The sequence below is a fragment of the Nocardioides sp. YIM B13467 genome (genome assembly GCF_042788075.1).
GTDB lineage: Bacteria > Actinomycetota > Actinomycetes > Propionibacteriales > Nocardioidaceae > Nocardioides.
The window spans coordinates 4,086,400-4,108,459 of record NZ_JBHZPJ010000046.1 but is presented as its reverse complement, the minus strand read 5'-3'; the positions used below and the strand labels follow the sequence as shown (position 1 = coordinate 4,108,459).

Annotated in this window: 27 protein-coding genes and 1 pseudogene; 7 read left to right on the top strand and 21 right to left on the bottom strand. The window is 69.7% G+C overall.

Features of this window, described 5'->3' with window-relative positions:
* Nucleotide 1: 1 nt before the first annotated feature.
* A complete protein-coding gene (locus tag ACFX43_RS26950; RefSeq protein WP_378838888.1) occupies nt 2-670 on the bottom strand; it encodes a trimeric intracellular cation channel family protein in 669 nt (222 codons plus the stop codon).
* Between the two features lie 96 nt (nt 671-766).
* Complete coding sequence (locus ACFX43_RS26945) at nt 767-1,477, bottom strand: alpha/beta hydrolase (RefSeq protein WP_378838882.1); 711 nt, start codon at nt 1,475-1,477, stop codon at nt 767-769.
* 153 nt (nt 1,478-1,630) lie between these two features.
* Between ACFX43_RS26945 and ACFX43_RS26940 the strand changes: the two genes are divergently transcribed.
* Nucleotides 1,631-2,299, top strand: coding sequence for a GntR family transcriptional regulator (locus tag ACFX43_RS26940; RefSeq protein WP_378838875.1), 669 nt, complete (start codon nt 1,631-1,633; stop codon nt 2,297-2,299).
* Nucleotides 2,300-2,305: 6 nt separating this feature from the next.
* On the opposite strand, the gene ACFX43_RS26935 is transcribed toward ACFX43_RS26940, so the two are convergent.
* Nucleotides 2,306-3,142, bottom strand: coding sequence for a helix-turn-helix domain-containing protein (locus ACFX43_RS26935; RefSeq protein WP_378838872.1), 837 nt, complete (start codon nt 3,140-3,142; stop codon nt 2,306-2,308).
* 102 nt (nt 3,143-3,244) lie between these two features.
* Here ACFX43_RS26935 and ACFX43_RS26930 point away from each other — a divergent pair.
* A pseudogene (locus tag ACFX43_RS26930) lies at nt 3,245-3,649 on the top strand (NADPH-dependent FMN reductase); the annotation flags it as partial.
* 4 nt (nt 3,650-3,653) lie between these two features.
* Here the strand turns inward: ACFX43_RS26930 and ACFX43_RS26925 are convergent.
* The 10 genes from ACFX43_RS26925 to moeZ form a co-directional block, all read right to left on the bottom strand.
* Nucleotides 3,654-5,987 (bottom strand): ATP-dependent helicase, encoded by a 2,334-nt coding sequence (locus tag ACFX43_RS26925; RefSeq protein WP_378838865.1) that lies wholly within the window; start codon nt 5,985-5,987, stop codon nt 3,654-3,656.
* Nucleotides 5,988-6,017: 30 nt separating this feature from the next.
* Nucleotides 6,018-6,308, bottom strand: coding sequence for a DUF1905 domain-containing protein (locus ACFX43_RS26920; protein WP_378838860.1), 291 nt, complete (start codon nt 6,306-6,308; stop codon nt 6,018-6,020).
* Nucleotides 6,309-6,311: 3 nt separating this feature from the next.
* Nucleotides 6,312-6,761, bottom strand: coding sequence for a cupin domain-containing protein (locus ACFX43_RS26915; RefSeq protein ID WP_378838855.1), 450 nt, complete (start codon nt 6,759-6,761; stop codon nt 6,312-6,314).
* The gene (locus ACFX43_RS26910; protein WP_378838852.1) at nt 6,742-7,440 is read right to left on the bottom strand and encodes a hypothetical protein; all 699 of its coding nucleotides are present in this window, start codon (nt 7,438-7,440) and stop codon (nt 6,742-6,744) included. The genes ACFX43_RS26915 and ACFX43_RS26910 overlap by 20 nt, the downstream gene beginning before the upstream one ends.
* Before the next feature lie 90 nt (nt 7,441-7,530).
* Complete coding sequence (locus ACFX43_RS26905; RefSeq protein WP_378841169.1) at nt 7,531-8,196, bottom strand: lysophospholipid acyltransferase family protein; 666 nt, start codon at nt 8,194-8,196, stop codon at nt 7,531-7,533.
* On the bottom strand, nt 8,196-8,516 hold the full coding sequence (locus ACFX43_RS26900; RefSeq protein ID WP_378838847.1) for an MGMT family protein: 321 nt from the start codon (nt 8,514-8,516) through the stop codon (nt 8,196-8,198). Before ACFX43_RS26900 ends, ACFX43_RS26905 begins: the two co-directional genes overlap by 1 nt.
* 35 nt (nt 8,517-8,551) lie before the next feature.
* Nucleotides 8,552-9,421, bottom strand: a complete 870-nt coding sequence (locus ACFX43_RS26895) for a hypothetical protein (RefSeq protein WP_378838842.1) — start codon at nt 9,419-9,421, stop codon at nt 8,552-8,554.
* Nucleotides 9,422-9,481: 60 nt separating this feature from the next.
* On the bottom strand, nt 9,482-10,141 hold the full coding sequence (locus ACFX43_RS26890) for a class F sortase (RefSeq protein ID WP_378838838.1): 660 nt from the start codon (nt 10,139-10,141) through the stop codon (nt 9,482-9,484).
* Nucleotides 10,138-10,428 carry a hypothetical protein gene (locus tag ACFX43_RS26885; protein WP_378838835.1) on the bottom strand — a complete coding sequence of 97 codons (291 nt, stop codon included), beginning with the start codon at nt 10,426-10,428 and terminating at the stop codon, nt 10,138-10,140. The genes ACFX43_RS26890 and ACFX43_RS26885 overlap by 4 nt, the downstream gene beginning before the upstream one ends.
* A gap of 155 nt (nt 10,429-10,583) precedes the next feature.
* Nucleotides 10,584-11,798 (bottom strand): adenylyltransferase/sulfurtransferase MoeZ, encoded by a 1,215-nt coding sequence (gene moeZ / locus ACFX43_RS26880; protein ID WP_350721131.1) that lies wholly within the window; start codon nt 11,796-11,798, stop codon nt 10,584-10,586.
* A 127-nt stretch (nt 11,799-11,925) separates the two neighbouring features.
* Here moeZ and ACFX43_RS26875 point away from each other — a divergent pair, with 127 nt between their 5' ends.
* The 3 genes from ACFX43_RS26875 (at nt 11,926) to ACFX43_RS26865 (ending at nt 13,344) form a co-directional block, all read left to right on the top strand.
* Nucleotides 11,926-12,558, top strand: a complete 633-nt coding sequence (locus ACFX43_RS26875) for a TetR/AcrR family transcriptional regulator (protein ID WP_328529078.1) — start codon at nt 11,926-11,928, stop codon at nt 12,556-12,558.
* Nucleotides 12,559-12,656: 98 nt separating this feature from the next.
* Nucleotides 12,657-12,878 carry a DUF3107 domain-containing protein gene (locus ACFX43_RS26870; RefSeq protein WP_091052608.1) on the top strand — a complete coding sequence of 74 codons (222 nt, stop codon included), beginning with the start codon at nt 12,657-12,659 and terminating at the stop codon, nt 12,876-12,878.
* 154 nt (nt 12,879-13,032) lie between these two features.
* Entirely contained in the window at nt 13,033-13,344 is a 312-nt protein-coding gene (locus ACFX43_RS26865; protein WP_378838818.1) for a hypothetical protein, read from the top strand.
* Nucleotides 13,345-13,413: 69 nt separating this feature from the next.
* On the opposite strand, the gene ACFX43_RS26860 is transcribed toward ACFX43_RS26865, so the two are convergent.
* Nucleotides 13,414-14,475, bottom strand: coding sequence for a C39 family peptidase (locus tag ACFX43_RS26860; RefSeq protein ID WP_378838810.1), 1,062 nt, complete (start codon nt 14,473-14,475; stop codon nt 13,414-13,416).
* Nucleotides 14,465-15,166 carry a ferritin-like fold-containing protein gene (locus ACFX43_RS26855; RefSeq protein ID WP_378838807.1) on the bottom strand — a complete coding sequence of 234 codons (702 nt, stop codon included), beginning with the start codon at nt 15,164-15,166 and terminating at the stop codon, nt 14,465-14,467. Before ACFX43_RS26855 ends, ACFX43_RS26860 begins: the two co-directional genes overlap by 11 nt.
* 172 nt (nt 15,167-15,338) lie before the next feature.
* Between ACFX43_RS26855 and ACFX43_RS26850 the strand changes: the two genes are divergently transcribed.
* Nucleotides 15,339-16,805, top strand: coding sequence for a DEAD/DEAH box helicase (locus ACFX43_RS26850; RefSeq protein ID WP_378838800.1), 1,467 nt, complete (start codon nt 15,339-15,341; stop codon nt 16,803-16,805).
* Nucleotides 16,806-16,811: 6 nt separating this feature from the next.
* On the opposite strand, the gene ACFX43_RS26845 is transcribed toward ACFX43_RS26850, so the two are convergent.
* Complete coding sequence (locus tag ACFX43_RS26845) at nt 16,812-17,459, bottom strand: L,D-transpeptidase (RefSeq protein WP_378838797.1); 648 nt, start codon at nt 17,457-17,459, stop codon at nt 16,812-16,814.
* Nucleotides 17,460-17,649: 190 nt separating this feature from the next.
* Here ACFX43_RS26845 and ACFX43_RS26840 point away from each other — a divergent pair, with 190 nt between their 5' ends.
* Nucleotides 17,650-18,414, top strand: coding sequence for an SDR family NAD(P)-dependent oxidoreductase (locus ACFX43_RS26840; RefSeq protein ID WP_378838794.1), 765 nt, complete (start codon nt 17,650-17,652; stop codon nt 18,412-18,414).
* Between the two features lie 11 nt (nt 18,415-18,425).
* On the opposite strand, the gene ACFX43_RS26835 is transcribed toward ACFX43_RS26840, so the two are convergent.
* The 5 genes from ACFX43_RS26835 to ACFX43_RS26815 all read right to left on the bottom strand — a co-directional run bounded on the left by ACFX43_RS26835 (nt 18,426) and on the right by ACFX43_RS26815 (nt 22,056).
* Nucleotides 18,426-19,025, bottom strand: coding sequence for a MarC family protein (locus tag ACFX43_RS26835; protein WP_160027365.1), 600 nt, complete (start codon nt 19,023-19,025; stop codon nt 18,426-18,428).
* Nucleotides 19,022-19,897: a PHP domain-containing protein gene (locus tag ACFX43_RS26830; protein ID WP_378838790.1), complete on the bottom strand. Its 876-nt coding sequence runs from the start codon at nt 19,895-19,897 to the stop codon at nt 19,022-19,024. The genes ACFX43_RS26835 and ACFX43_RS26830 overlap by 4 nt, the downstream gene beginning before the upstream one ends.
* 9 nt (nt 19,898-19,906) lie before the next feature.
* Nucleotides 19,907-20,566: a DUF6758 family protein gene (locus tag ACFX43_RS26825; RefSeq protein WP_378838787.1), complete on the bottom strand. Its 660-nt coding sequence runs from the start codon at nt 20,564-20,566 to the stop codon at nt 19,907-19,909.
* 74 nt (nt 20,567-20,640) lie between these two features.
* Nucleotides 20,641-21,195, bottom strand: coding sequence for a histidine phosphatase family protein (locus ACFX43_RS26820; RefSeq protein ID WP_378838782.1), 555 nt, complete (start codon nt 21,193-21,195; stop codon nt 20,641-20,643).
* 36 nt (nt 21,196-21,231) lie between these two features.
* On the bottom strand, nt 21,232-22,056 hold the full coding sequence (locus tag ACFX43_RS26815; protein WP_378838776.1) for an SDR family oxidoreductase: 825 nt from the start codon (nt 22,054-22,056) through the stop codon (nt 21,232-21,234).
* Between the last annotated feature and the right edge of the window lie 4 nt (nt 22,057-22,060).

Below are 22,060 nucleotides of genomic sequence, written 5' to 3'. Positions count from 1 at the left end.
TTCACGCGTGTTCGCCGCCGCGCCCGACGCGTCGCCGGAGGCGCAGCGGGCCCTGCTCGGGGAAACGCCATTCGAAGCGCACGGCGATCAGTCGGAGGGTCGCCGTCACGATGACGCAGACCGGGCCCGCCACCGCCACCGGGGTGCCGACGCCGACGAGCAGGATGAGGACGCCTACGCCGGCACCAGCCGCGACGGCGTACAGGGTCCCCACCTGTAGGAACGAGAAGGGCAGGCTCAGGATGACGTCGCGCAGCATCCCGCCGCCGATGGCGCCCACGACCCCGACCACCAGTGCACCGGCTTCACCCGCCCCGAGCGCGAGCGCCTTGGAGGCGCCGATCGCTCCGAACAGCCCCATCACGACCGCATCCAGAGCGGTGAGCGTCCAGTCGGCGCGCGCCAGCAGACGCTGAACCAGCATTCCGAGGACCGCGGAGGCGCCGGCCACGAGCAGGTACCAGTTGCTCCAGATCACCACGGGCGGCTGATTGAGCAAGATGTCGCGCAGCAGGCTGCCGCCGAGTGAGACGGAGAGGCCGATGACGACGACTCCCAGGACGTCGATGCGGCGGTGGCGCTCGCCGGCGGCGAAGAGAGCGCCCTGTAGTCCGCCGAGGCCGGCCGCAAGCAGCTCGATCCACAGGGGCGCTTGGAGCGTGGTGATCATGATGGTGTGTCTCCTTCGAGGAGTGGGGCCCGGGCTGCGGCAGGCCGGGCCGTTCCCCGTGCATCAGCGGTGGGATGAACCCAGTGCCTGCGTGACTCAGCCGACCGCGGTCAGTGCGTGCTCGGCGGCGTCGACGATCGTGTCGGCGACGACGCCCGACTGGGTGATGTACAACGCGTGGCTCGCGGACACGTTGGTGATCTTGGCGCCCGCACGGCTGGCCATGTGCTGGAGCATCGCCTGGTCGAACGACTTGTCCTCGGTGGCGATGACGGCCCAGCTGGGCTTGTCGGCCCACGCGGCGCGGGTCACGGCCTCCTCGAACACCGACATGTTGATCGGCACCTGCGAGTCGCGGAGGAATGCGGCGTCCTCATCGGTCGCGTCCGCCGCGAAGCCGACCTTGAACTTCTCGGAGTTGAGGAACCCGTAGCCGTCCTCGCCGACCTCGATGACGAAATCGGGGGTGGGGGCGAAGCCCTCGTACTGCTGCGCGGTCGTCTCGCCCGAAGCCGGCGCGAGCGCCGAGACGTAGACGAGGCCGGCGACGTTCGGGTGGTTGCCCGCCTCCGTGATGACGGTGCCGCCCCACGAGTGACCGACCAGGACGGTCGGACCGTCCTGACGATCGAGGACCCGCGTAGTTGCCGCGACGTCGTCGGCGAGCGACGTCAGGGGGTTCTGGACGATGCTGACGCGGTATCCGCGGGCGGTGAGGTCATCGTAGACGCGGCGCCATCCCGCGCCGTCGGCGAATGCCCCGTGCACCAGGACGATGTTCTTGATCTGCTGACCGATGGTGCTCATGCTGCCGTTCCTTTCGTGTGCCGCGAGGTGGTCCCGCGAGCAGTTTCGGCGGCGGTTTTTGCCACCAATGTGCAATATATTGCACGCAACAACCGAAGGCAAGGAGATGTTCCGGGTTTGCATCGGCCCCGGGAAGCGTGTGCAATATGTTGTATGCCGATCCCCTCAGGTACTCCCTCGGTCGACCGAACACTCCTCCGGGACGACGTCTACCGACGGCTGAGAGATGCCATCGTCGATGGCACGTTCGGCCCCGGCGAGCAGTTGAAGGACGGCGAGCTGGCGGCGTGGCTCGGTGTCAGCCGCACCCCCGTCCGCGAGGCGCTACTGCGCCTCGGGGGAAGCGGGCTCGTCGTGGCGCTGCCCGGACGGTCGACGACCGTGAGCGCGATCGAGTCGCAAGCCGTGCGGGACGCGCGCGACGTGGTAGCGGCGATGCACCAGCTGACCGCACGCGAGGTCGCGGGCAAGCTGGGAGAGAGGGACCTCGATCGCATGCGCGAGGCCAACCGCCGGTTCGCGGAGGCGGTGGATGCCGGTGACGTCAGCGCGGCTCTCGACGCCGACGAGGAGCTTCACCGCATTCCCGTGGCAGTCCTCGGCAACCGCGCCATCGAGACGGTCCTCGAGCAGTTCGACCCGCTGGTGCGCCGCGCCGAGCGACTCCGCTTCGGCGCCGATGGCAAGGCCTCGGTCGAGCGTCACGACACCCTGATCGATCTGCTCGCATCCGGCGACGCGGAGGGGGCGGCCTCCATCGCCTACGAGGTCTGGCACAGCTTGTCGGCCGACGACGACGCTGAGAAGAGCGGCCGAGGCTGATCTACGTCAGACCGCGCGCAGGGCGCCGGAGCGGCGGCGCCGCATCGCGTCGAGGGCCTCGGCGGTGGCGTCGTCGGCCGGCATGAGCACCTGGATCTGTTGGTTGTCGGCGGCCGGAAGCTCGAGCTCCTCGACGTCGAACCGCAGCTCGCCGGCGTCGGGATGCAGCCAGCGCCATACGCCGCCGTGGGGCGGGTCGTGGCGGGTCAGCCGGTCGGTGAACTCCGGCCCCGCCCGGTCCGACATCGCCTCGATCATCATCCGCGCGGCGACCGGGTTGGGGCCTCGGTAGAGGTTGGCGACCAAGTCGTCGGCCACCCGCGCCCAGTCGGGGAACGCCTCCCGGGCGCGCGGGTGGAGGAAGGCGTACGCGGTCAGGTTGGGCTCCGCGTGGTCGAGCATCCCCAGGGGCCGGGCGAGCAGGTCGAACGTGGACGTGTGGGCCAACAGGTCGCCGAGCCGGTTGGTGAGCACGGCGATGCCCGGCTCGAACTGATCCACCAGGGCCCGTGCGCCGGGGCGTACGTCACGACCGGAGGAGAACGGACCGAGGCACTGGCCGCTGGAGGCCATCGCGAGGGTGCGCAGGTGCTCGTGCGCGGCGGCGTCGAAGCGGAGCGCGTCACCGATCGCCCGTAGGACCTGCGGTGAGGGGTGCCGGTCGCGGCCCTGCTCGATCCGGACCAGGTATTCGACGCTGATCCCGGCCAGCGTGGCCAGCTCGGAGCGCCGCAGGCCGGGTGCCCGGCGGCGTACGCCCTCCGGGAGACCGACGCTCTCCGGCGTGGTCTGGTCGCGGCGGTCCCGGATGAACGAGCCGAGGGCTCCCGCGTTGGCTGGCATGTCATCAAGCCTACGGCCCGGCGGGGCGGTCAGGGTGGCCCTGCTGGGGCCAGCCTCGGCTCGGTCTCCCGCCGCTCGCCGATCCGCGTGAATCTGGACGGCATGACCCAACCACTACGTATCGCAGTCATCACCGCCAGCGTCCGGGAAGGCCGCGGCGGCCCGATCTTCGGCTCCTGGATGGCCGAGCAGGCCGAGGCGTACGGCGGTCTCGACGTCGAGCTGATCGACCTGGCCGACCATGAGATCCCGTTGTCCCTGCCCGCCGAGTCGCCGAAGGCGGCCGGCGACGACTACCCGCGGCCCGATGGTCAGCGGGACCTGACCGACGCGCTCGAGGCCGCCGACGGTTTCGTCGTCGTCACACCGGAGTACAACCACAGCTATCCGGCCTCGTTGAAGTCGGCCCTGGACTGGCACTTCACCCAGTGGCAGGCCAAGCCGGTCGCGCTGGTCTCCTACGGCGGCGACAGCGGCGGCCGCCACGCCGCTCTCCACCTGGAGAACGTGCTCACCGAGCTGCACGCCCACCCGCTCCAGGCGCGCCTCGCCTTCCCGCGCTACTGGGAGCGCCTCGACGAAGACGGTCGCCCCAACGACCCGGACTCGGCCGTCTACGCCAAGGGNGCGTCGGCCGGCCGACGCGGTGACGGATCTGGTCCTCGCGCAGGCCGAGCTCGTTGATGAACCGCGAGGGTTGGTCACCGTCGTCGTCGGGCGACTTCACCGCGGTCACGACCAGCCGGGACCGGGCGCGGGTGGCGGCGACGTAGAAGAGCCGGCGCTCCTCCGCGAGCATCGCCGAACGAGTCAGTGGCGGCAGCAGCCCGCCGTGACGGCCGTCGGGCAGCGCCGGGGCGATCCGGTCGGGGCCGAGGAGCGAGTCGCGCCGGCGCAGGTCGGGCCAGGCGCCCTCCTGGACGTGGGCGACGACCACGAGACCCCACTCCAGCCCCTTGGAGCGGTGGGCGGTGAGCAGCCGCACCGCCGAGCCACGCACGCCCTTGTCGGCCAGGGTGTCGGCCGGGATCTCCTGGGCACGGAGGGTGGCCAGGAAGGTCTCCACCGAGGTGAACTCCTGGCGGCCCTCGATCTTGGCGGCGGTGTCGAAGAGCGCCACGACGGCGTCCAGGTCACGGTGGGCCAGTCGCGCCGCCGCACCCCCCGACTCGACCTGCGCCCGCAGCCGCTGCCCCCACTCGGCGCCGTCCCACAGCGTCCACAGCACCTGCTCCGCCCCGGCGCCCTCCTTGAGCGCGGCCCGAGCCTCGGAAAGAAGCACTGCGAGCCGGCGTACCCGCCCCAGCACCCTTTCCTCGCCGTCCCCGTTCTCGTCGAGGGCGAGCAGCGACGGATCGAGCACGGCACGGCGTACGAGGTCGTGCGCGGCGACGTCGGGGAACCTCGCCCGCAGAGTGCGGGTGAGCGCGCGGACATCGGTGGCGTCGAGGCCGCCGAGAGGACCGGTGAGCAGCTCCTCGCAGCGATCGGGGCGTACGTAGCGCTCGTCGAGGTCGGACTCGACGTCGGCGTCGACGACGATCCCGAGCGCATCGAGGAGGACCGCGGCGGCGGGCTCGCGGACCAGCGGTGTCTCGTCGGCGGCGACCTCGACCGGCACGCCTGCGGCGGTCAGCGACCGCCGTAGCTGCGGGATCGAGGTGCGACCCGAGCGCACCAGGACGGCCATGTCGGACCAGTCGATGCCGTCCTCGAGATGCGCCCGGCGGAGCAGGTCGGCGATGTGCTCGGTCTCGGCGCGGTCGGTGTCGAAGGTGAGCACCTCGGCCCGGCCGGGGTCCTGGGCCAGCGGATGCGGGTTGCGGAAGGTGTCGTAGGCCGCGGCCGGGATCGAGCCGCGCACCGAGATGCCCGCCGCGATCGACCGCGACGCGCGCAACAGCCGCGACCCGAACCGGCGGGTCGTCCCGAGCGCCACCACCGGCGCGTGCCGGCGCTCCCGGGTCAGGAACTGCGAGGGGAAGTCGAGGATCCCGTTGACGTCCGCGCCCCGGAACCCGTAGATCGACTGGTCGGGATCACCCACCACGATCAGGTCGCGCCCGTCACCGGCCAGCGCCTGCAGCAGCGCGACCTGGCTCGGGTCGGTGTCCTGGTACTCATCCACGAACACGCAGGCGAACTCGGCCCGGAGCTCGGCCGCATGCCGCTCGGCCTCGATCACCCCGCGCATGATCAGATCGGGGTAGTCGATGGCCGACTGCGCGCCGAGCACGTCGAGATACTGCTCCAGGAACCACCCGGCCGCGACGAACTCCTCGATGCCCTCCTCCCGGCCGAGCGCCACCAGCTGGTCGGGGTCGAGCCCACGCTCGCGCGCCCGCGCGATCACGGTCTGCACCTCACGCGCGAACCCGCGGGTCCCGATCGCCATCCGGAACCGCTCCGGCCACCTCACCGACTCCGGGTGGTCGGCCAGCAGCTCCTGCAGCACCACATCGGCCTCCGGCGCGGAGAGCAGGGTCAGCGGGGCCGCGTAGAGCTCGGCCGGTGCGTAGCGACGCACCAGCCCGTAGGCGAAGGAGTGGAAGGTCGAGGAGACCGCCCCGGACAGCGTCCGGCCCAACCGCGCGGTCACCCGGTCGCGCAGCTGCTCGGCGGCCTTGCGGGAGAAGGTCAGCGCCAGCAGCTGGTCAGGACGTACGCCGCGGTTCTCGATCCGGTCGACCACCGCCTCCACCAGCGTGGTCGTCTTGCCGGTCCCTGGTCCGGCCAGCACCAGCAGCGGCCCGCCGGGATGCTCCACGACCGACCGTTGGTGCTCGTCGAGCACCGGCACGCCGACGGCGCTCGGTGGCGGGGCAAGGCGGTAGGCGACGCTCACAGGTCCCACCCAACCAGAGAGCACCGACACTCAGGCGTCACGCCCCAGACGCATCCTCACCGCCACGACGTCGTCGAGGTCGATCCCCTCGGCCTTCCGGACGACCACCTTCAACGGCAGCAGATAGGTGCCGTCCTTGGGGAAGAGCGCTGTGGTGAACGTGGTCGCGCCGATGGTGGCGGTGACGGCGACCTGGCCCCAGTACTCCAGACCCCGAGCGTCCTCCTTGAGGTCCTCGGCGTCCTGGACGGGCATCGGCACGTAGTAGAACGGCGCCGGTCCGCGCCACTCGATGACGGCCCCTTCGAACGCGTACTCCATCTCCTACTCCGCAGTGCCTGATTCTGGGGCAAGCTCGAAGTCGTCGAAGTCGAACCCTGGCGAGACCACGCAGGAGACCAGCGCGTCCTCGGCCGAGGGGACCGTACGCTGCCACACCCCCGCCGGCACGACCGCCTGCGGCACCTGGCCGGCGGTGACGTCCACCCCGACGAGCACGGTCTCCCCCTCGACCGGAGCCGAACCGGCGCCGCCGAACTGCAGGGACACGACGCCGGTGTGCGCCAGCCAGATCTCGTCCGAGGTGACGCGGTGCCACGCGGACGACTCCCCGGCCAGGAGCCGGAAGTAGATCAAGGTCGCGGTCGGACGCACCCGCCCGTCGGGCAGGGTGACGGTCTCGGCAGCAGCCCAGGTCTGCCGGAACGCCCCGCCTTCCGGATGCGGCGCGAGGTCAAGAGCGGAGGTGATGGAGTCAGCGGTCACCCGGCTCATTGTGCCGGGTCTCGTCGGCCGGGTCGTCGGGGAAGCGCGGGTCGCCGAGCAGGTACTGCCAGATCAGTCCCGGCTTCTTGTGCGGCACCGGCTTGGGACCACCGACCGAGCGGCTCTCGACCGAGTCCCAGACGGCGTCGACGGGGCGGGCCAGGCGGCGCACGACCTTGCCGGGCAGACCCGTGTGCGGCAGGTGGGGATGCGGACGCGAAGGTGCCCTCCGCTCGGCCGCGGCCATCCGCTCCGCGATCAGGAGAAGCTCGTCGTCGGAGGCTTCCTCGGCGAGGCGCGAGACCAGCTCGCCCTCCCTCTCCTCCTGGTCGATGAGCGCCTCCTCGACCTCGCCCCACAGCGTCGGCCACCCGTGGGTGGTCTCCCAGGTGGAGCCGTACTCGTGCGCCTTCACGTGGAAGAGCAGCACCTCCAGATGCCGCGCGATGAGGAGGTAGTCATGGACCAGACCTGCTCCGCCCTCGCAGTGAGCGGAGACCGCCGGCAGCAGTACCTCGTCCACCGCGTGCAGGTGGCGAGACGTACCGGCGTTGAACTGGTCGATCGGCGGGCAGCCCCGGCGGGTCTGCTCCGGCCTGGCGATGATGCTCCGAGCGTGGGCCAGGCGCCCAGCGAGCTCGTCGTGCTTGTGTCGCAGCTCGTCCTGCAACACGGTCGTGGTGGCCATCTGCCTCACCTCGGCTGCTAGCCCACTGATTACTCGGTCACCCTCCAGAATGCGCCCCTTCTCGCCCCCGCGCAACAGGCAACCGGGCGATCAGACGTCGGCGGGCCGCTCGTTGTAGACCCCGGCCACGTCCTGGCCGCTCAGCGCGGCGATCGCCTCCATGACCTCGTCGGTGAGAGCCCGGCGGGCCTTGCCGAGAGGTACGCCGTCGAAGCGGCCGGCCACCTGGATCGGCTGCCCGAACTCGACCGTGACCTTCGCCAGCCGCGGCAGGCTCGACCCGACCGGCTGGAGCTCCGCGGTCCCCCGCAGGCCCACCGGCACCACGGGCACGCCGGCGGTCAGCGCCAGGTGCGCCACCCCGGTGCGTCCGCGGTAGAGCCGACCGTCGCGCGACCGGGTGCCCTCCGGGTAGATCCCGAACGCCTCACCCTTGTCGAGGACCTCCAGGGCCACCTCCAGCGAGCCGAGCGCGGCCTGCGGGTCGTCACGGTCCACAGGCAGCATCCCCATGCCCTCGAACCACGCCCGCTGGGCAGCACCCTTGAGCCCGGTGCCGGTGAAGTAGTCCGACTTGGCCAGGAAGTGCACCGGCCGGGGCGAGACCGACGGGATCACGATCGAATCGGCGAAGCTGAGGTGGTTGCTGGCCAGGAGCACGCCGCCGGTGCGCGGGACGTTCTCTGCCCCCGTCACCGTGGGGCGCCAGACGGCCCGTAGAAGGGGTGGCACGACGGCGTGGAGGACGCGATACATCACGTGCTCATCGTAGGCGGCAGCCACATCGCCGCGCGCAGGTCCACCGCCCCCGAGACGCGGCGCGGGGTGCCCTCCTCGAGATAGGCCTGCCGCGCCTCCTCACCGTGGGAGGCGGGGAGCGAGCCATCGGCCCGCACCACCCGCCACCACGGCATCCCCGCGCCCTCGCGCGCCATCACCGAGCCGACCTGCCGAGGCCCGCCTCCGAACTCGTCGAAGAGGGCATCGGCGATCGCGCCGTACGTCGTCACCTGCCCGCGTGGGATCTGCTCGACAAGACGCAGAACGGCTTCTACGTACGCCTCCCGCTCGCTCATGCCGGGCATGATTAGCGCGGTGTCACAGGCTGTGCTCAGAGGATGGGGCTGAACGGCTCCGTGCCCTCGACAAGACGCAGACCGGAGATGCCCGAGTTCGCCTGGGCGTACTTCAGCTCGAGGTCCATGTCACCGATGTTGTTGGACCCGGCGAGCGGGAGCAGGCCCAGGGTCGACAGCGTCCCGACCGCCTTGCCGTCGGCGTTCAGGAAGCCGGAGCCGGAGTCACCAGGGATGCCGGGGGTGAGGTTGTAGAGCGGGTGCGACCAGCGGGTGCCGTTGACATCGTCACCGAGGGAGAGGCCGATCTTCGGCGAGAGCAGGTCCAGGTCGGCGCGCACCGAGGAGTTCCCGTAGGAGTAGACCTTGTCGCCGGCGACGGTGCCGTCGGTGTCGATGCCCGTCGGACCGCCCCAGATCGGCACGCTCGGGTTGACCTTGCCGGCGTCGGCGGCGTTCACCTTGACCAGGGCGAAGTCGTTGTAGGCGCAGGTGTTCTCGTCCTTGGTGCCCGCCTTCTGCATGGTCAGCCAGGACGAGTACGCCAGCTTGCCCTTGCCCAGCACGGTGCCCTCGCTCAGCAGGGAGCCGCCCTCGTTGAAGGTCACCTCGGTGCCCAGCGGGAGCGACTTGGCGGCGCAGCCGTTGGTGTCGGTGGCCTCGCCGAGACCCGCACAGTGGGCGGCGTAGCCGACGTAGACGTTCGAGGCGGAGTCGGCGAAGACGAAGTTGGCGGTGCACTGGGCCCCACCGGTGTACATCTGCACGCCCGGGGTGATGGTGGCCGTGTCGGCCGGGGCCCAGGCGTGGGCCGGAGACGGGATCAGGGCCGGGACGAGGGCGGCGGTCAGGGTGCCGGCGGCGACGGCTGCGGCGCGGCGTACGGAACGGCGTGTGCGGAGCATGTGGGGGCCTCGGTCTGTAGGTGATGTGACTCACAAGTAACGAGGCTCGACGGCCCTGGGTTACGGGACGGCCACCACCACGGTGTTGCCCTGGAACGAGGTGCCGTCCCAGTCGTCGCACGTCACCACGACCAGCTTCGGCTCGCCGTCGGTGTCGAAGAGCCTCTTGCTGCGCTTGGCGACCTGCTCCTTGGAGAGGTCGCGCACCGACCGGACGGTGTAGCTGAACTCGTCGTTCTTGGTCCGCACGACGATCTCGTCGCCCTCGTTCACCTCGCCCAGCCGGTCGAGGATGCCGCCGCCGTTGTGCAGGGTGTGGCCGACGATCAGCACCGTGCCGTCATCCGCCCCGGGCTTCGCGCCGCCCTTCCACCAGCCCATGAGCGAGGCGTCGGCGGGCGGGGTGAGCGTGCCGTCCTCCATGGCCAGCGGCACCACGTCGGCATGCACGTTGAGCGACTGGATCGAGACGCCGCGTACCTTGCCCTTCTTCTTCGGCACCTCCGCCAGCGCCTCGGCAGGGATCGAGGAGGTCGTCCCAGGCGGGGTCGCGTTGCTCTTCTTCGCGTCGTCGAGCTTGGTGTAGTAGTCGTAGGCGGCATAGCCGAGCACGGCGACCGCGACCACGAGGACGACCACGAAGATCTCCCCGAGGAAGGTCCTCAGGTTGGGTTGCCTGGGTCGTCGGGGAGCCTCGTGGGGGTGGTGGCCGTTGCTCACTCTGCCGAGCGTGCCACAGCCTCAGCTCGTCTGCGACGGATGGCCATTCCGGCCCCCGCCCCCATCAGCAGCGCACCGACCCCGGCGAAGACATAGGACGGAGGTACGCCCCGGGTCGGGTCCGCGACGTTCGACTCCAGCCTCTCCGGGTCGATCGCAGAGCCTACGGCCGCGCCGGAGGCCGGCTCCGGGGCCTGGTCGCTCGCGTTGGCAGGGGCACCGAGAAACAGTCCGCCGGCCAGGGTGGCACCGGCGAGCGTCGCGCTGAGACGAGCGCGTGTGGACAACGTCGAATCCTCCGAGGTTCGGGCATTGATGCAACTCCGCCCCCCGCAGCTGCGATCGCAAAACTATCGGTATCGCCACTCACAGATAAAGCCAGCGGCGGCCCCAGAGGAGCCACCGCTGGCCAACAGTTCAGTAATGCTCAGACCGTGTTGATTCAGTACGAGGGCTGCGACGGGTCGATCTGGTTGACCCATGCCACCACGCCACCACCCACGTGGACCGCGTCCGCGTAGCCGGCGCCCTTGGCGATCGCGAGCACCTCGGCGCTGCGCACGCCGCTCTTGCAGTGGAACACGAGCGGCTTGGCACCGTCTCCGGTGAGCTCGGCGACCTGCGGGATCGCGTTGCCGTTGAGGAACTCACCCTTGGGGATCAGGACGGCGCCGGGGATCTTGTTGATCTCGTACTCGTTCGGCTCGCGCACGTCGACGAGGACGAAGTCGCGGCTGCCCTCCTCGCGCTCCTTGATCATCTCGGAGAGCTGGTTGACCGAGATGGTCGAGCCGGCCGCGGCGTCGGCCGCCTCGGTGGAGATCGCACCGCAGAATGCGTCGTAGTCGATCAGGTCGGTGACCGTCGGGTTCTCGCCGCACAGCGCGCAGTTGGGGTCCTTGCGGACCTTCAGCTTGCGGTACTCCATCTCGAGTGCGTCATAGATCATCAGCTTGCCGACCAGCGGCTCACCGATGCCGGTCAGCATCTTGATGGCCTCGTTGACCTGGATCGAGCCGATCGAGGCGCAGAGGACGCCCAGCACGCCGCCCTCGGCGCAGGAGGGGACCATGCCCGGGGGCGGGGGCTCCGGGTAGAGGCAGCGGTAGCACGGGGCGTCGTCGGTCAGGGTCGGCGCGAAGACCGAAGCCTGTCCGTCGAAGCGGTAGATCGAGCCCCAGACGTACGGGATGCCCAGGAAGTACGCCGCGTCGTTGACCATGTAGCGGGTCGCGAAGTTGTCGGTGCCGTCGACGATCAGGTCGTAGCCGGTGAAGATCTCGCGCACGTTGTCGTTGTCGAGCCGCACGTCGTGCAGCACGATGTTGACGTACGGGTTGACCTCCTTGATCGCCGCCGCGGCGGATTCGGCCTTCGGCTGGCCCACCGTCGACTGCTTGTGGATGATCTGGCGCTGCAGGTTGGACTCGTCGACCTCGTCGAACTCGACGATGCCGAGGGTGCCGACGCCTGCCGCGGCCAGGTAGAGCAGGGCGGGCGAGCCGAGACCGCCGGCGCCGATGACCAGCACCTTGGCGTTCTTCAGGCGCTTCTGCCCGGCCATGCCGACGTCGGGGATGATGAGGTGGCGGCTGTAGCGGCGCACCTCGTCGATCGTCAGCTCGTCAGCGGGCTCCACGAGCGGGGCTAGGGACACAACTGCTCCTCAGTTCGGACGTACGTATGCCTACTTGAACACCGCAGGCACTTCTCCATGTTCCCTCATCCGAGGACGAGACAACGACGCGTCCCGCGATCCGAGTACCAGCGGGTAGGCTGCTGGGGTGACCACGCACCAATCCGAGCTCGACCCCACTCGACCGCGAGGGGCGCGACTGCCCCGGACGGAACGACGAGCCCAGCTTCTCGATTCCGCTCTCGAGGTCTTCGTCGCCTACGGCTTCCACGCCGCCGCGATGGACGACATCGCCGAGAGGGCAGGGGTCTCGAAGCCCGTTCTCTACCAGCACTTCCCCGGCAAGCTCGACCTCTACCTGGCCCTGCTGGAGAAGTCCGCGAACGAGATCATCGATCGCTGCCGGGAGGCGCTGGCGTCGACCGACGAGAACAAGGAACGCGTGGCCCGCACCGTCGAGGTCTTCTACGACTACGTGGCCTCCGAGTCCGGCGCCTTCCGGCTCGTCTTCGAGTCCGACCTGACCAACGATCCCGCCGTACGCGAGCAGGTCGACCGGGTCACCAACGAGTGCGCCGAGGTCATCGCCGAGGTCATCGCCGAGGACACCGGCTTCGCTCCCACCGCCTCCCACCTGCTCGCCGTGGGTCTGGTCGGCCAGATCCAGGTCAGCGCTCGCTACTGGCTCCACAACAACGGCGAGCTCTCCCAGGCCGACGCGGCGCGTCTCGTGGCCGGGCTCGCCTGGCGCGGCATCGGCGGCTATCCCAAGACCGACTGAATCCACTCGAAGTTCCGCTCGTAGCGCAACAGCGGGGTTCCTCACGGTCCATGTGAGAGGATTCCCGAGCATTGATCGACCCATCGCAAGGAGGACCCGTGGAGGTCAAGATCGGCGTCCAGCAGGCCGCCCGTGAGCTCGTCGTAGAGACCGAGGAGTCCAGCGAATCGGTGGAGAAGCTCATCGCCGACGCCCTCGGCGGCGGCGCTGTGCTCGCTTTGACCGACAGCAAGGGCCGCAAGGTCATCGTCCCGACCGAGAAGCTCGCCTACATCGAGATCGGCCCGGCCAAGGTCGGCAAGGTCGGATTCGCCGGCTGAACCCACTCCGGGCTGCACAACTCAGGGATGGCCCTGATTCCGGTGACGAACTTCCGAGTTTGAGCCATGTTGTCCGTGCATTCCAGTCCCAACAGGTGCAATATCAAACGATGGGCGCATTCATGGCGCCACTCACAACCTGAAGGGAAAAGGCATGATCTCTACGATCCTCGTCACCCTCATCGGCGGCGTCATCATTGGTGCCCTCGGCAAGTTCTTCGCGCCGGGCGATAAGGACAACATTCCGTTCTGGCTGACGATTGTCTGCGGTATCGGCGGCATGCTGATCGGCAGCTTCATCTACTGGTTCGTCTTCGGTCAGAACAACGGGCCGTTCGACGGCCATGCGGCTACGTGGGACAACGCAACCAACGGCATTGACTGGTGGCGTCACATCTGGCAGGTCGTGATCGCCGCCGTTCTGGTGGTCATCGCCTCCGGTGTCACCGGAAGGTCCAAGGCCTGAGTCTCGTCCAGGTCACTCGAAGCGGTCCCGCCCTGTGGGGTGGGACCGCTTCTGTTGTTGCAGCCGGCTTCACCAGTTGGGCTGCGCCGGCGGCTCCGGCGGGACCACGTCCGAGGGCCGGATGACGTAGACGATCCGCCCGGAGCGTGCCCAGGCGCGGTCGAGCTCGCCGAAGGCGTACGTCGCCCGCACCTCCGCATCGCTGACGATCCTGTGGGAGGCGGGGTCGTGGACGACGGGGTCGCCAGCCTCGTCGAAGCCAGTCAGCACGAGCAGATGACCGTTGGTGACGTACCCGGCGCCGGTCAGCTCGCCGGCCTGGTGCGACACGGCCAGCACGAGCGGGATCCCGGCCTCGACGAACCGGGCGGCCTCGGCGAAGGAGCGGAGCCTGGTGACGTACGCGACCAGCCCCCGGGCGCCCGCATAGGCGGTGTTGAAGGCCCAGTTGCCGGCGCCACCGAAAGACTCGTCGTAGACCTCCCGGACGGTGAACGGCACCTGCGGGTCGGGGGTCTCGTAGTCCACCCAGGCCGTCTCGGCGGGCGTCGGCCCGGCACCCCAGAAGTCGGCGATCATCGCCGTCGAGGCGGCGCTGCACCAGGACTGCCCGCCACCGTCCCAGTGCGGATAGCGGTCACGGTGGAGCTGCTGCGAATAGGCGGGTACGCCACCGACAACCGTCCCGCGAGGCACCGCCCCAGGCGCCGGCGCCGAGTCCCGGGCGTCGGCCGAGACCATCGCCCCGAGCAGGCTCGCCCGCGGCAGGCTCTCGGCGGGGCCGCTCAGGCTCAGCCGCAGCGAGAACTGTGTGAACCTGCGCCCGTCCCGCCCCAGGATGGTGTCGTCGGACGCGACCGCGACCGGGTCGTCCTGACCGGCGACGGAGGTGGAGGTGAAGGCCGGGTCCGAGGACCAGCGCGCCAGCGCCAGCCAGCCGCTCCGCTCCCCTGACTCGGCGACCACCTGAGCCGCGACCTCCACCCAGGTCCCGGGCGGGGTCACCACGTTCCAGGAGGCGACCAGCTCGTCGAAGCAGAACCCGGGGCTGACCTCGGGAGACGTCCACACACCGGCTTCGGGGACGATCTGCGTCCCTGCCCAGCCGGTCCAGCGGATGTCAGTGCTCAAGCCCGAGCTTGCCCATTCGCTCGACGTGACGCTGGGTGAGCCGGGTGAGCATCTCGCCGATGGTGCCGAGGTCGAGACCGGGGAGGTGGCCACCGGCGATCAGCTCGCTGAGCCCCTCACGGGTTGCCGCGACCTGCTGCGCCTGGGTGATCGCCTCGCCCATGAGGCGACGGCCCCACAGCGCCAGGCGTCCGCCGATGAGGTGATCGGCCTCGATGCCGGCCCGCACCCGGTCGACGATGAAGTCTGACCGCCCGGCGTCCTCGAGGGTGGTGACCACGAGCTTGTGGGTGTCCTCGTCGAGGAAGCCGGCGACCTCGCGGTAGAAGTCGTTGGCGAGCCCGTCACCGACGTACGCCTTGACCAGCGACTCCCACCAGTCCGCGGGCTTGGTGTGGATGTGGAACTCGTCGAACCCCTCGCGCAGCGGCTCCATGGCCGCGTACGGGTCGGTCCCGAGCTCCGCCAGCCGGTCGAGGACCGGCTGGATCTTGGCGTGCTGAGCGGCCGCCATCGCGAGCAGAGCCGTCTTGTCCTCCAGTGAGGGCGCCATCTTGGCGTCGTCGGTCAGCCGCTCGACAGCCGAGACCTCGCCATAGGCGACCGCCCCGAGAAGGTCGATGACGGCAGCCTTGTAAACAGGATCACCGAACGGATCCTGAGGGCCCGTGAACTCTGACGATGCAACCACGGGAGAACCCTACCGATAGAATGCCTTTTGACCGACCCAGCGCCGCTGTAATGCACTTCATATCGCGGTGGTCTGGTTCCCGTATGTGCGCGGCGTGGCACTCGCTTGGCAAGCTCGAGACACCCGTGAGTCGCTCGCCGCATTCGATGAGACAAGCGAGTAGCGACGAATCATGACAACGTTCAAGGACCTCGGTGTACATCCCGAGATCTGCGCTCCCCTCGAGCGCAAAGGCATCACCACCCCCTTCGCCATCCAGGAGATGACCCTCTCGGTCGCCCTGCAGGGCACCGACCTGATCGGCCAGGCCCGCACCGGCTCCGGCAAGACCCTGGCCTTCGGCATCCCGGTCGTGCAGCGCAGCGTGTCCCCCAAGGACCGCGACTACATCGACCTCCCGCAGGGCAAGCCGCAGGCTCTGATCGTGGCTCCGACCCGCGAGCTGGCCATGCAGGTCTCCGCCGAGATCTCGATGATCTCCGAGGACCGCGGCCTCCGCGTGCTGACCGTCTACGGCGGCGCGGGCTACGACCCCCAGATCGACGCGCTGGAGAAGGGCGTCGACATCGTGGTCGGCACCCCTGGCCGCCTGATCGACCTGGCCAACCGGAAGGTCCTCGACCTCTCCCACGTGCACGCCCTGGTCCTCGACGAGGCCGACGAGATGCTCGACCTCGGGTTCCTGCCCGACGTGGAGAAGCTCGTCACCCTCACCCCGGAGACCCGCCAGACGCTGCTCTTCTCGGCCACCATGCCGGGTGCGATCGTGGCGCTGGCGCGCTCCTACATGCGCCACCCGATGAACATCCGCGCCGAGTCCGCGAGCGAGCGCGAGACCGTGCCCGCCACCGCGCAGTTCGTCTACCAGGCCCACGACCTCGACAAGCCCGAGATGATCGGCCGCCTGCTGCAGTGCGAGGACCACGACAAGGTCGTCGTCTTCGCCCGCACCAAGCGGCAGGCACAGCGCGTGGCCGACGACCTCGCCGAGCGCGGCTTCCCGGCCTCTCCCCTGCACGGCGACATGCAGCAGGCAGCCCGCGAGCGGGTGATGCAGAAGTTCCGTGACGGCAAGGTCGAGGTCTTGGTGGCCACCGACGTCGCCGCCCGCGGCATCGACGTCACCGGCGTCTCCCACGTGGTCAACTACACGACCCCCGACGACGAGAAGACCTACGTCCACCGCATCGGCCGCACCGGCCGCGCCGGCGCCTCCGGTGTCGCGGTCACGTTCGTCGACTGGGCCGATCTCCACAAGTGGAAGATGATCAACAAGGCTCTCGACCTTCCCTTCGACGAGCCGCAGGAGACCTACTCCTCCTCGGAGCACTTCCTCCACGATATGGGCATCCCGAAGGGCACCAAGGGCCGGATCAAGGCCGCCGCGCCTGCGAAGCCCAAGGACAAGGACTCCGAGAAGGACGGCGAGAAGCGCGAGCGCGCTCCCCGCAACCGCGACCGTCAGCGCACCCGTTCGCGCAGCGGCCAGGTCGTCGACAAGTCTGCCGCTCCGGCTGCCGCCGAGTCCGCTGAGTCGACGAAGCCCGCCGACGGCGAGGTCAAGTCCGAGGGCTCCGCTCCCCGTCGCCGCCGTCGCCGCCGCTCGTCGGGCGGTTCCGCGCCCAAGGCCGACGCCTGAGCCTGCCTAAGGGATCACGACCACCTTGGTGCCGAGCCGCGCGAAGCGCCACATCGCCTTCGCGTCCGGCTCGGCCTGGCGGATGCACCCGTGCGACAGCGGGGTGCCGAGCTGGGCGCGGGTCTGCACGCGCTTGCCCTTGTCCACCGGGATGTTGTGGAAGCCGATCGCGGCGCGGGGGCCCTTGGTGAAGCGTACGAACCACTTCATCCGGCCCGAGTCGTCGATCCCCCTCGCGTGCTCGGAGCGGGAGAAGACCTTGTAGGTGCCGGGCTCGAGGTTGTCGTAGATGCTGCCCGAGACCGGATACGTACGCCGCGTCCGGTCGGCCGCGGACACGATCCAGACCCGCTGACGGCTGATCGAGAAGACCGCCCGGCGACCGGTGCCGGAGTCGTCCGGAAGCACCTTCTCCGCGGCGGCGGTCCGCGCATCGATATGACGGTCGATCGCGGCCTCACGCTGGCTGTCGTGCGGCCAGACCGGGGTGCGTGCCCCGGCGTCCGCGCCCAGCTTCATCCCGCTGTCGGCCACGCTGGGCCGGCCGTTGGCCACCGGCTCGGCGATGACCTCGATCCCGACGTACAGGCCGGCCGACGTCAACAAGGACGCGGCGAAGAGCATCTTGGTGCGCCGGAGAGGCCGAGATCTCATGTGGCGCGCAGTGCGGCTCACTTCTCCATCACGCGCCCGAGTCCCCCTACGAAATCCACGTCGAACATCATCCAAACACGTATCACCGCAAGTCAACTGTCACACGACAGACAGAAACCGTGATTCCGCCTGTGAACCGACGGCCCGGCGCCTGGATCTCCCTCGCGACCCGTGGTGGCAGGATTGGCCCATGTCGAACCCCACCTCCCTGGTCACCGGCGCAACCGCCGGCATCGGACTCGCCTTCGCCCAGCAGCTCGCCACCCGCGGACACGACCTCGTCCTCGTCGCCCGCGACGAGGAGCGTCTCAACGGCGTGGCCAAGAACCTGACGGACGCTCACGGCATCGGTGTCGAGGTGCTCCGCGCCGATCTGACCGACAGCGCCGACCTGGCCAAGGTCGAGGCACGCCTGGCCGACGCCGAGCACCCGGTCGACCTGCTGGTCAACAACGCCGGTCACGGTCTCAAGCACCGCTTCCTCGACAACACCGCCGACGAGGAGGCCGCGATGGCGGAGGTGCTCGTCATCGCCCCGCTGCGCCTCTCCCACGCCGCGCTGGGCGCCCAGGTGGCCCGCGGCCACGGCGGCATCATCAACGTCGGCTCGGTCGCCTCCTACCTCCCCCGCGGCACCTACTCGGCCGCCAAGGCGTGGATCAACTCCTTCACGGAGTGGGCCCACAACGAGTACGCCGGCCAGGGCATCAAGGTGATGGCCCTGCTGCCGGGGTTCACCAAGACCGAGTTCCACGAGCGCCTCGGCTCCGGCTACGACTCGGCCCCCTCCTGGATGTGGCTCGACGTCAACGACCTGGTCCGCGAGGCGCTCGAGGACTACGACGCCGACAAGACCTTCTCGATCCCGAGCAAGCGCTACAAGGCCCTGGCCACCGTGGCGAGGGTGGTCCCGTCCGGCGTACTCCAGAAGTTCCAGTCGCTGGGCCGCAAGTAGGCCGGCGCGGGTCAGGCGTTCGCGATGAAGGTCGTGACCGCGTCGGCGACCATCTGAACGGCGATCGCCGAGAGGAGCAGACCGGCGATCCTGGTGATGAGCAGGACGCCGGACTCCTTGAGGACCTTGAGGATCGGGATGGAGAAGACCATCGCGACCAGGAGGGCGAGGTGGACGACGACGAGCCCGAGGCCCAGCCCGAAGGCGGTCCCGACGGAGTCGACCTCCTGGGTGAAGACCATGGTGGCGACGATCGCACCCGGGCCGGCCAGGAGCGGGGTGCCGAGCGGCACCATGGCCACGTTGGCTCCGGCTGCGGCGACGGGGTCGTCGAAGTTGTCGGTGAGCAGCTCGAGGGCGACCAGCAGCAGGAGGAGGCCGCCGGCGCACTGCAGCGCCTCGAGCGAGATGTGCAGGAAGTGCAGGATCGCCTGTCCGAAGAGCGCGAAGATCGTGATCACCAGGAACGAGACCGCGACCGCGAGGAGCGCCGCCCGGCGCTGCTTGCCCGGTGACTGTCCCGCGGTCAGCGACAGGAAGATCGGGATCGTGCCGACCGGGTCCATGATCACGAAGAGCGTCACGAACGTGGAGACGAAGATCTCGGTCAACGTACGACCTCGGGGGTGGCTCGTCCGGAGGCGGCCGCGGCTGAGGCGGCGCGCTCCAGGAGCCGCTCGTACTCAGCGGGTGCAGTGGTGTTCACTCCCAGATGGTGACCCACCTTTCCGGTGCCGTGGTAATCGCTGGATCCGGTCACCACGAGGTCGAGGTTGCGGGCGATCACCCGCAGCTTCTCGCGCACTTCCGGGCTGTGATCCTGGTGGTCGACCTCGAGCCCGGACAGGCCCGCGTCGACCAGTGCGGAGAGGGCTGCCTCATCGGGCTGCTCGCGGCCGGACCGGCCCCACGGGTGGGCGATCACGGTGACTCCTCCGGCGGCGGCGACGGTGCGGATCATCGGCTCGAGCGGGGCCGCGTAACGGCTGACGTTCGCCGGTTTGCCGGCCCCGAGGTAGCGGTTGAACGCCTCGTCGCGACTGCGCACGTATCCCTTCGCGACGAGCGCGTCGGCCAGGTGCGGGCGCCCGGAGGCGGCGGCATCACCGGAGACGGCGGCGACGTCCTCGAGCGACACCTCGATGCCGAGACGCGCCAGCCGGGCCAGCATCAGCGGCAGCCGTCCGTCCCGGCCAGCCAGAATTCGGGCGAGCTCGGCAACCAGCGTCGGGTGGGTCCGGTCGGGCAGGTAGGCCAGCAGGTGCACGCTGTGGCCGACGTAGTCGGTGCTGATCTCCATGCCCCGCACCAGCTCGATCCCGGCCTCGGTGGCAGCGGCTGCCGCTTCGTCCCAGCTATCAGCGGTGTCGTGGTCGGTGATCGCGACCACGTCGAGGTCCGCGGCCTTCGCCGCCTGGACCAGCTCGGTGGGCGAATCGGTCCCGTCGCTCACCCGCGAGTGAGTATGGAGGTCGATGCGCACCCGCCCATCCTAGGGCGAGTTCCACCAAGATCCACCGGGCCCACCGAAGGGCAGCTCGACCATCTGTACGCCCAGGTCCCGGACCTGTCGCAGGTGCCAGCCGTCCTGGAGCATCAGCATCGCCGTGGCCGGGCGGAAGACCAGCCACAGCCAGCGGCCGGCGGCCTCGCCGACGACCACAGACCGTTCCCACTCCTCGGCGCCGTTGGTCCACTGGGTGATCGGCCACAGCGGCACCAGCTGCCGCTGCCCGGCGACCCGGACCCTCGTCGTGGGCGGGCCGGCACAGGCGTCGATGCCCGGGTCCGGTCCTTCCGTACGCGCGCACCGCGCGCCCAGCCCGACGCCGGCCTCCTCGGTGACGACGGTCATCTCGACCGGTCCGTCGTCGGGGGTCACACCCGTCAGCGTGAGCAGCGTCGCCGCGCCCTTGTTCTCGTCGCCGACCACGGCGAGGTCGGCGATCGACCAGCCCGACTCGACCGGCCAGGGAACGTAGGTGGGCACCTCACCGGCCAGCGAGAGGACCTGCACCAGGTCCTCGTAGGAGGCCGTATCCGAACGCCACAGCGGCGTCACCACGCCATGCTCGGGACACGACCTGCTGCCGCCGGCACCGATGCTCGCCACCGGCGTCGCGCAGCGTGGACAGCCAACCGCAAGAGCCACCCCACAACGGTGACCCGTGGCATCCGTCTGGTCAAGCCGTACGGTCAAGCATCGGCCCCGACGGTGTGCTCCGACTAGGTGTTCCAGTGCTTGACGACAGGCTGCCCGTGGTGGGCGTCGAGCATCGAGACGGTCGCGGTGTCGAGGCGGAAGAGACGGCCCTCGGTGACCGGGAGTCCCAGCCACACCGCGGCCAGGGCGCACAGCGCGTGTCCGTGGGAGAAGACCAGGGTGTCGCCGTCGCTCTCGCGGGCGGACGAGACGACCCGGCCGAGCCTCTCCTGGACGGCGGCCGCGGGCTCTCCGCCGGGCGTCTTTCCGGACCACAGGCTCCAGCCGGGGTCGGTGCGGTGGATCTCGTCGGTGGTGATGCCCTCGTAGTCGCCGTAGTCCCACTCGACCAGGTCGTCGGTGACGACCGCGTCGGGGAAGCCCGCGAGCTCAGCCGTACGCAGCGCCCGCTGTCGCGGGGAGGTCAGCACCGCGGCGTACTTCTGGTCCTGAAGGCGTGACGCGAGCACCTTGGCGGCCTCCTCCCCCTCGGGCAGGAGGGGAAGGTCGGTGTGGGAGGTGTGCCGGCCGTTGAGGGACCACTCGGTGGTGCCGTGCCTGACGAGGTAGAGGGCCATGCCCCCATCCAACCAGCCATCGGCCCGGCCGCTGTCTCACGCCCGAGTGATGAGCCGATTGACCTCGCGGACGAGTAGGTTGGGCGCCAGGTCGGCAGCAGTCGAGAGCGCTCTGGCCGGGAACCCTACGGTCGTGTGCACCTTCGGCACTCGCCCGCGCAGCCCCTTGCGCGGCTGCGCCATCTCCCAGACCTGGTCGGCGACGTCCTCGACGGTCAGCTGGATGCCCAGGGTCTCGTGGGAGGAGGCGGCGTTGCCGTCGAGCAGCGCGGTCTTCACCCACAGCGGCCAGACCGCCTGCACCCGGATGCCCTCCTTGCGCCACTCCAGCTCCAGCGCCTCGGTGAGCCCGCGCACGGCGTACTTCGACGCGCTGTAGGAGGCGATCTCCGGCTGCCCGTAGATCGCGCTCGCGCTGCAGACGTTGATGACGCCCGAGCCAGGGGTGGCTCGGAGGTAGGGGTAGGCGGTGTGGCAGCCGTTGATCACGCCGTTGACGTTGATCTCGATGGTCTGGTGGTGCTGGGCCAGGTCGACCTCGGCCAAGCGGCCGGCGCGCAGGATGCCGGCGTTGTTGACCAGCAGGTCGAGACGACCGCCGGCGGCGGTGGCGAACTCCTCCAGCGCCGCGTTCCAGGACGCCGGGTCGGTGACGTCGAGCGTGCCGCCGATGGCCGAGTCGGAGCCGAGGAGAGCCGCGACGTCGCGGGCCAGGTCGGCGTCGATGTCGTAGATCCCGACGAACCAGCCCTGCGCTGCGAACTTCTCCACGATCGCCTTGCCGATCCCCTGGGCCGAGCCGGAGACGAAGAGTGCCTTCTTACGTGTCGAAGCGGAGCTAGAGGCGGTGTTGATGGACATGACG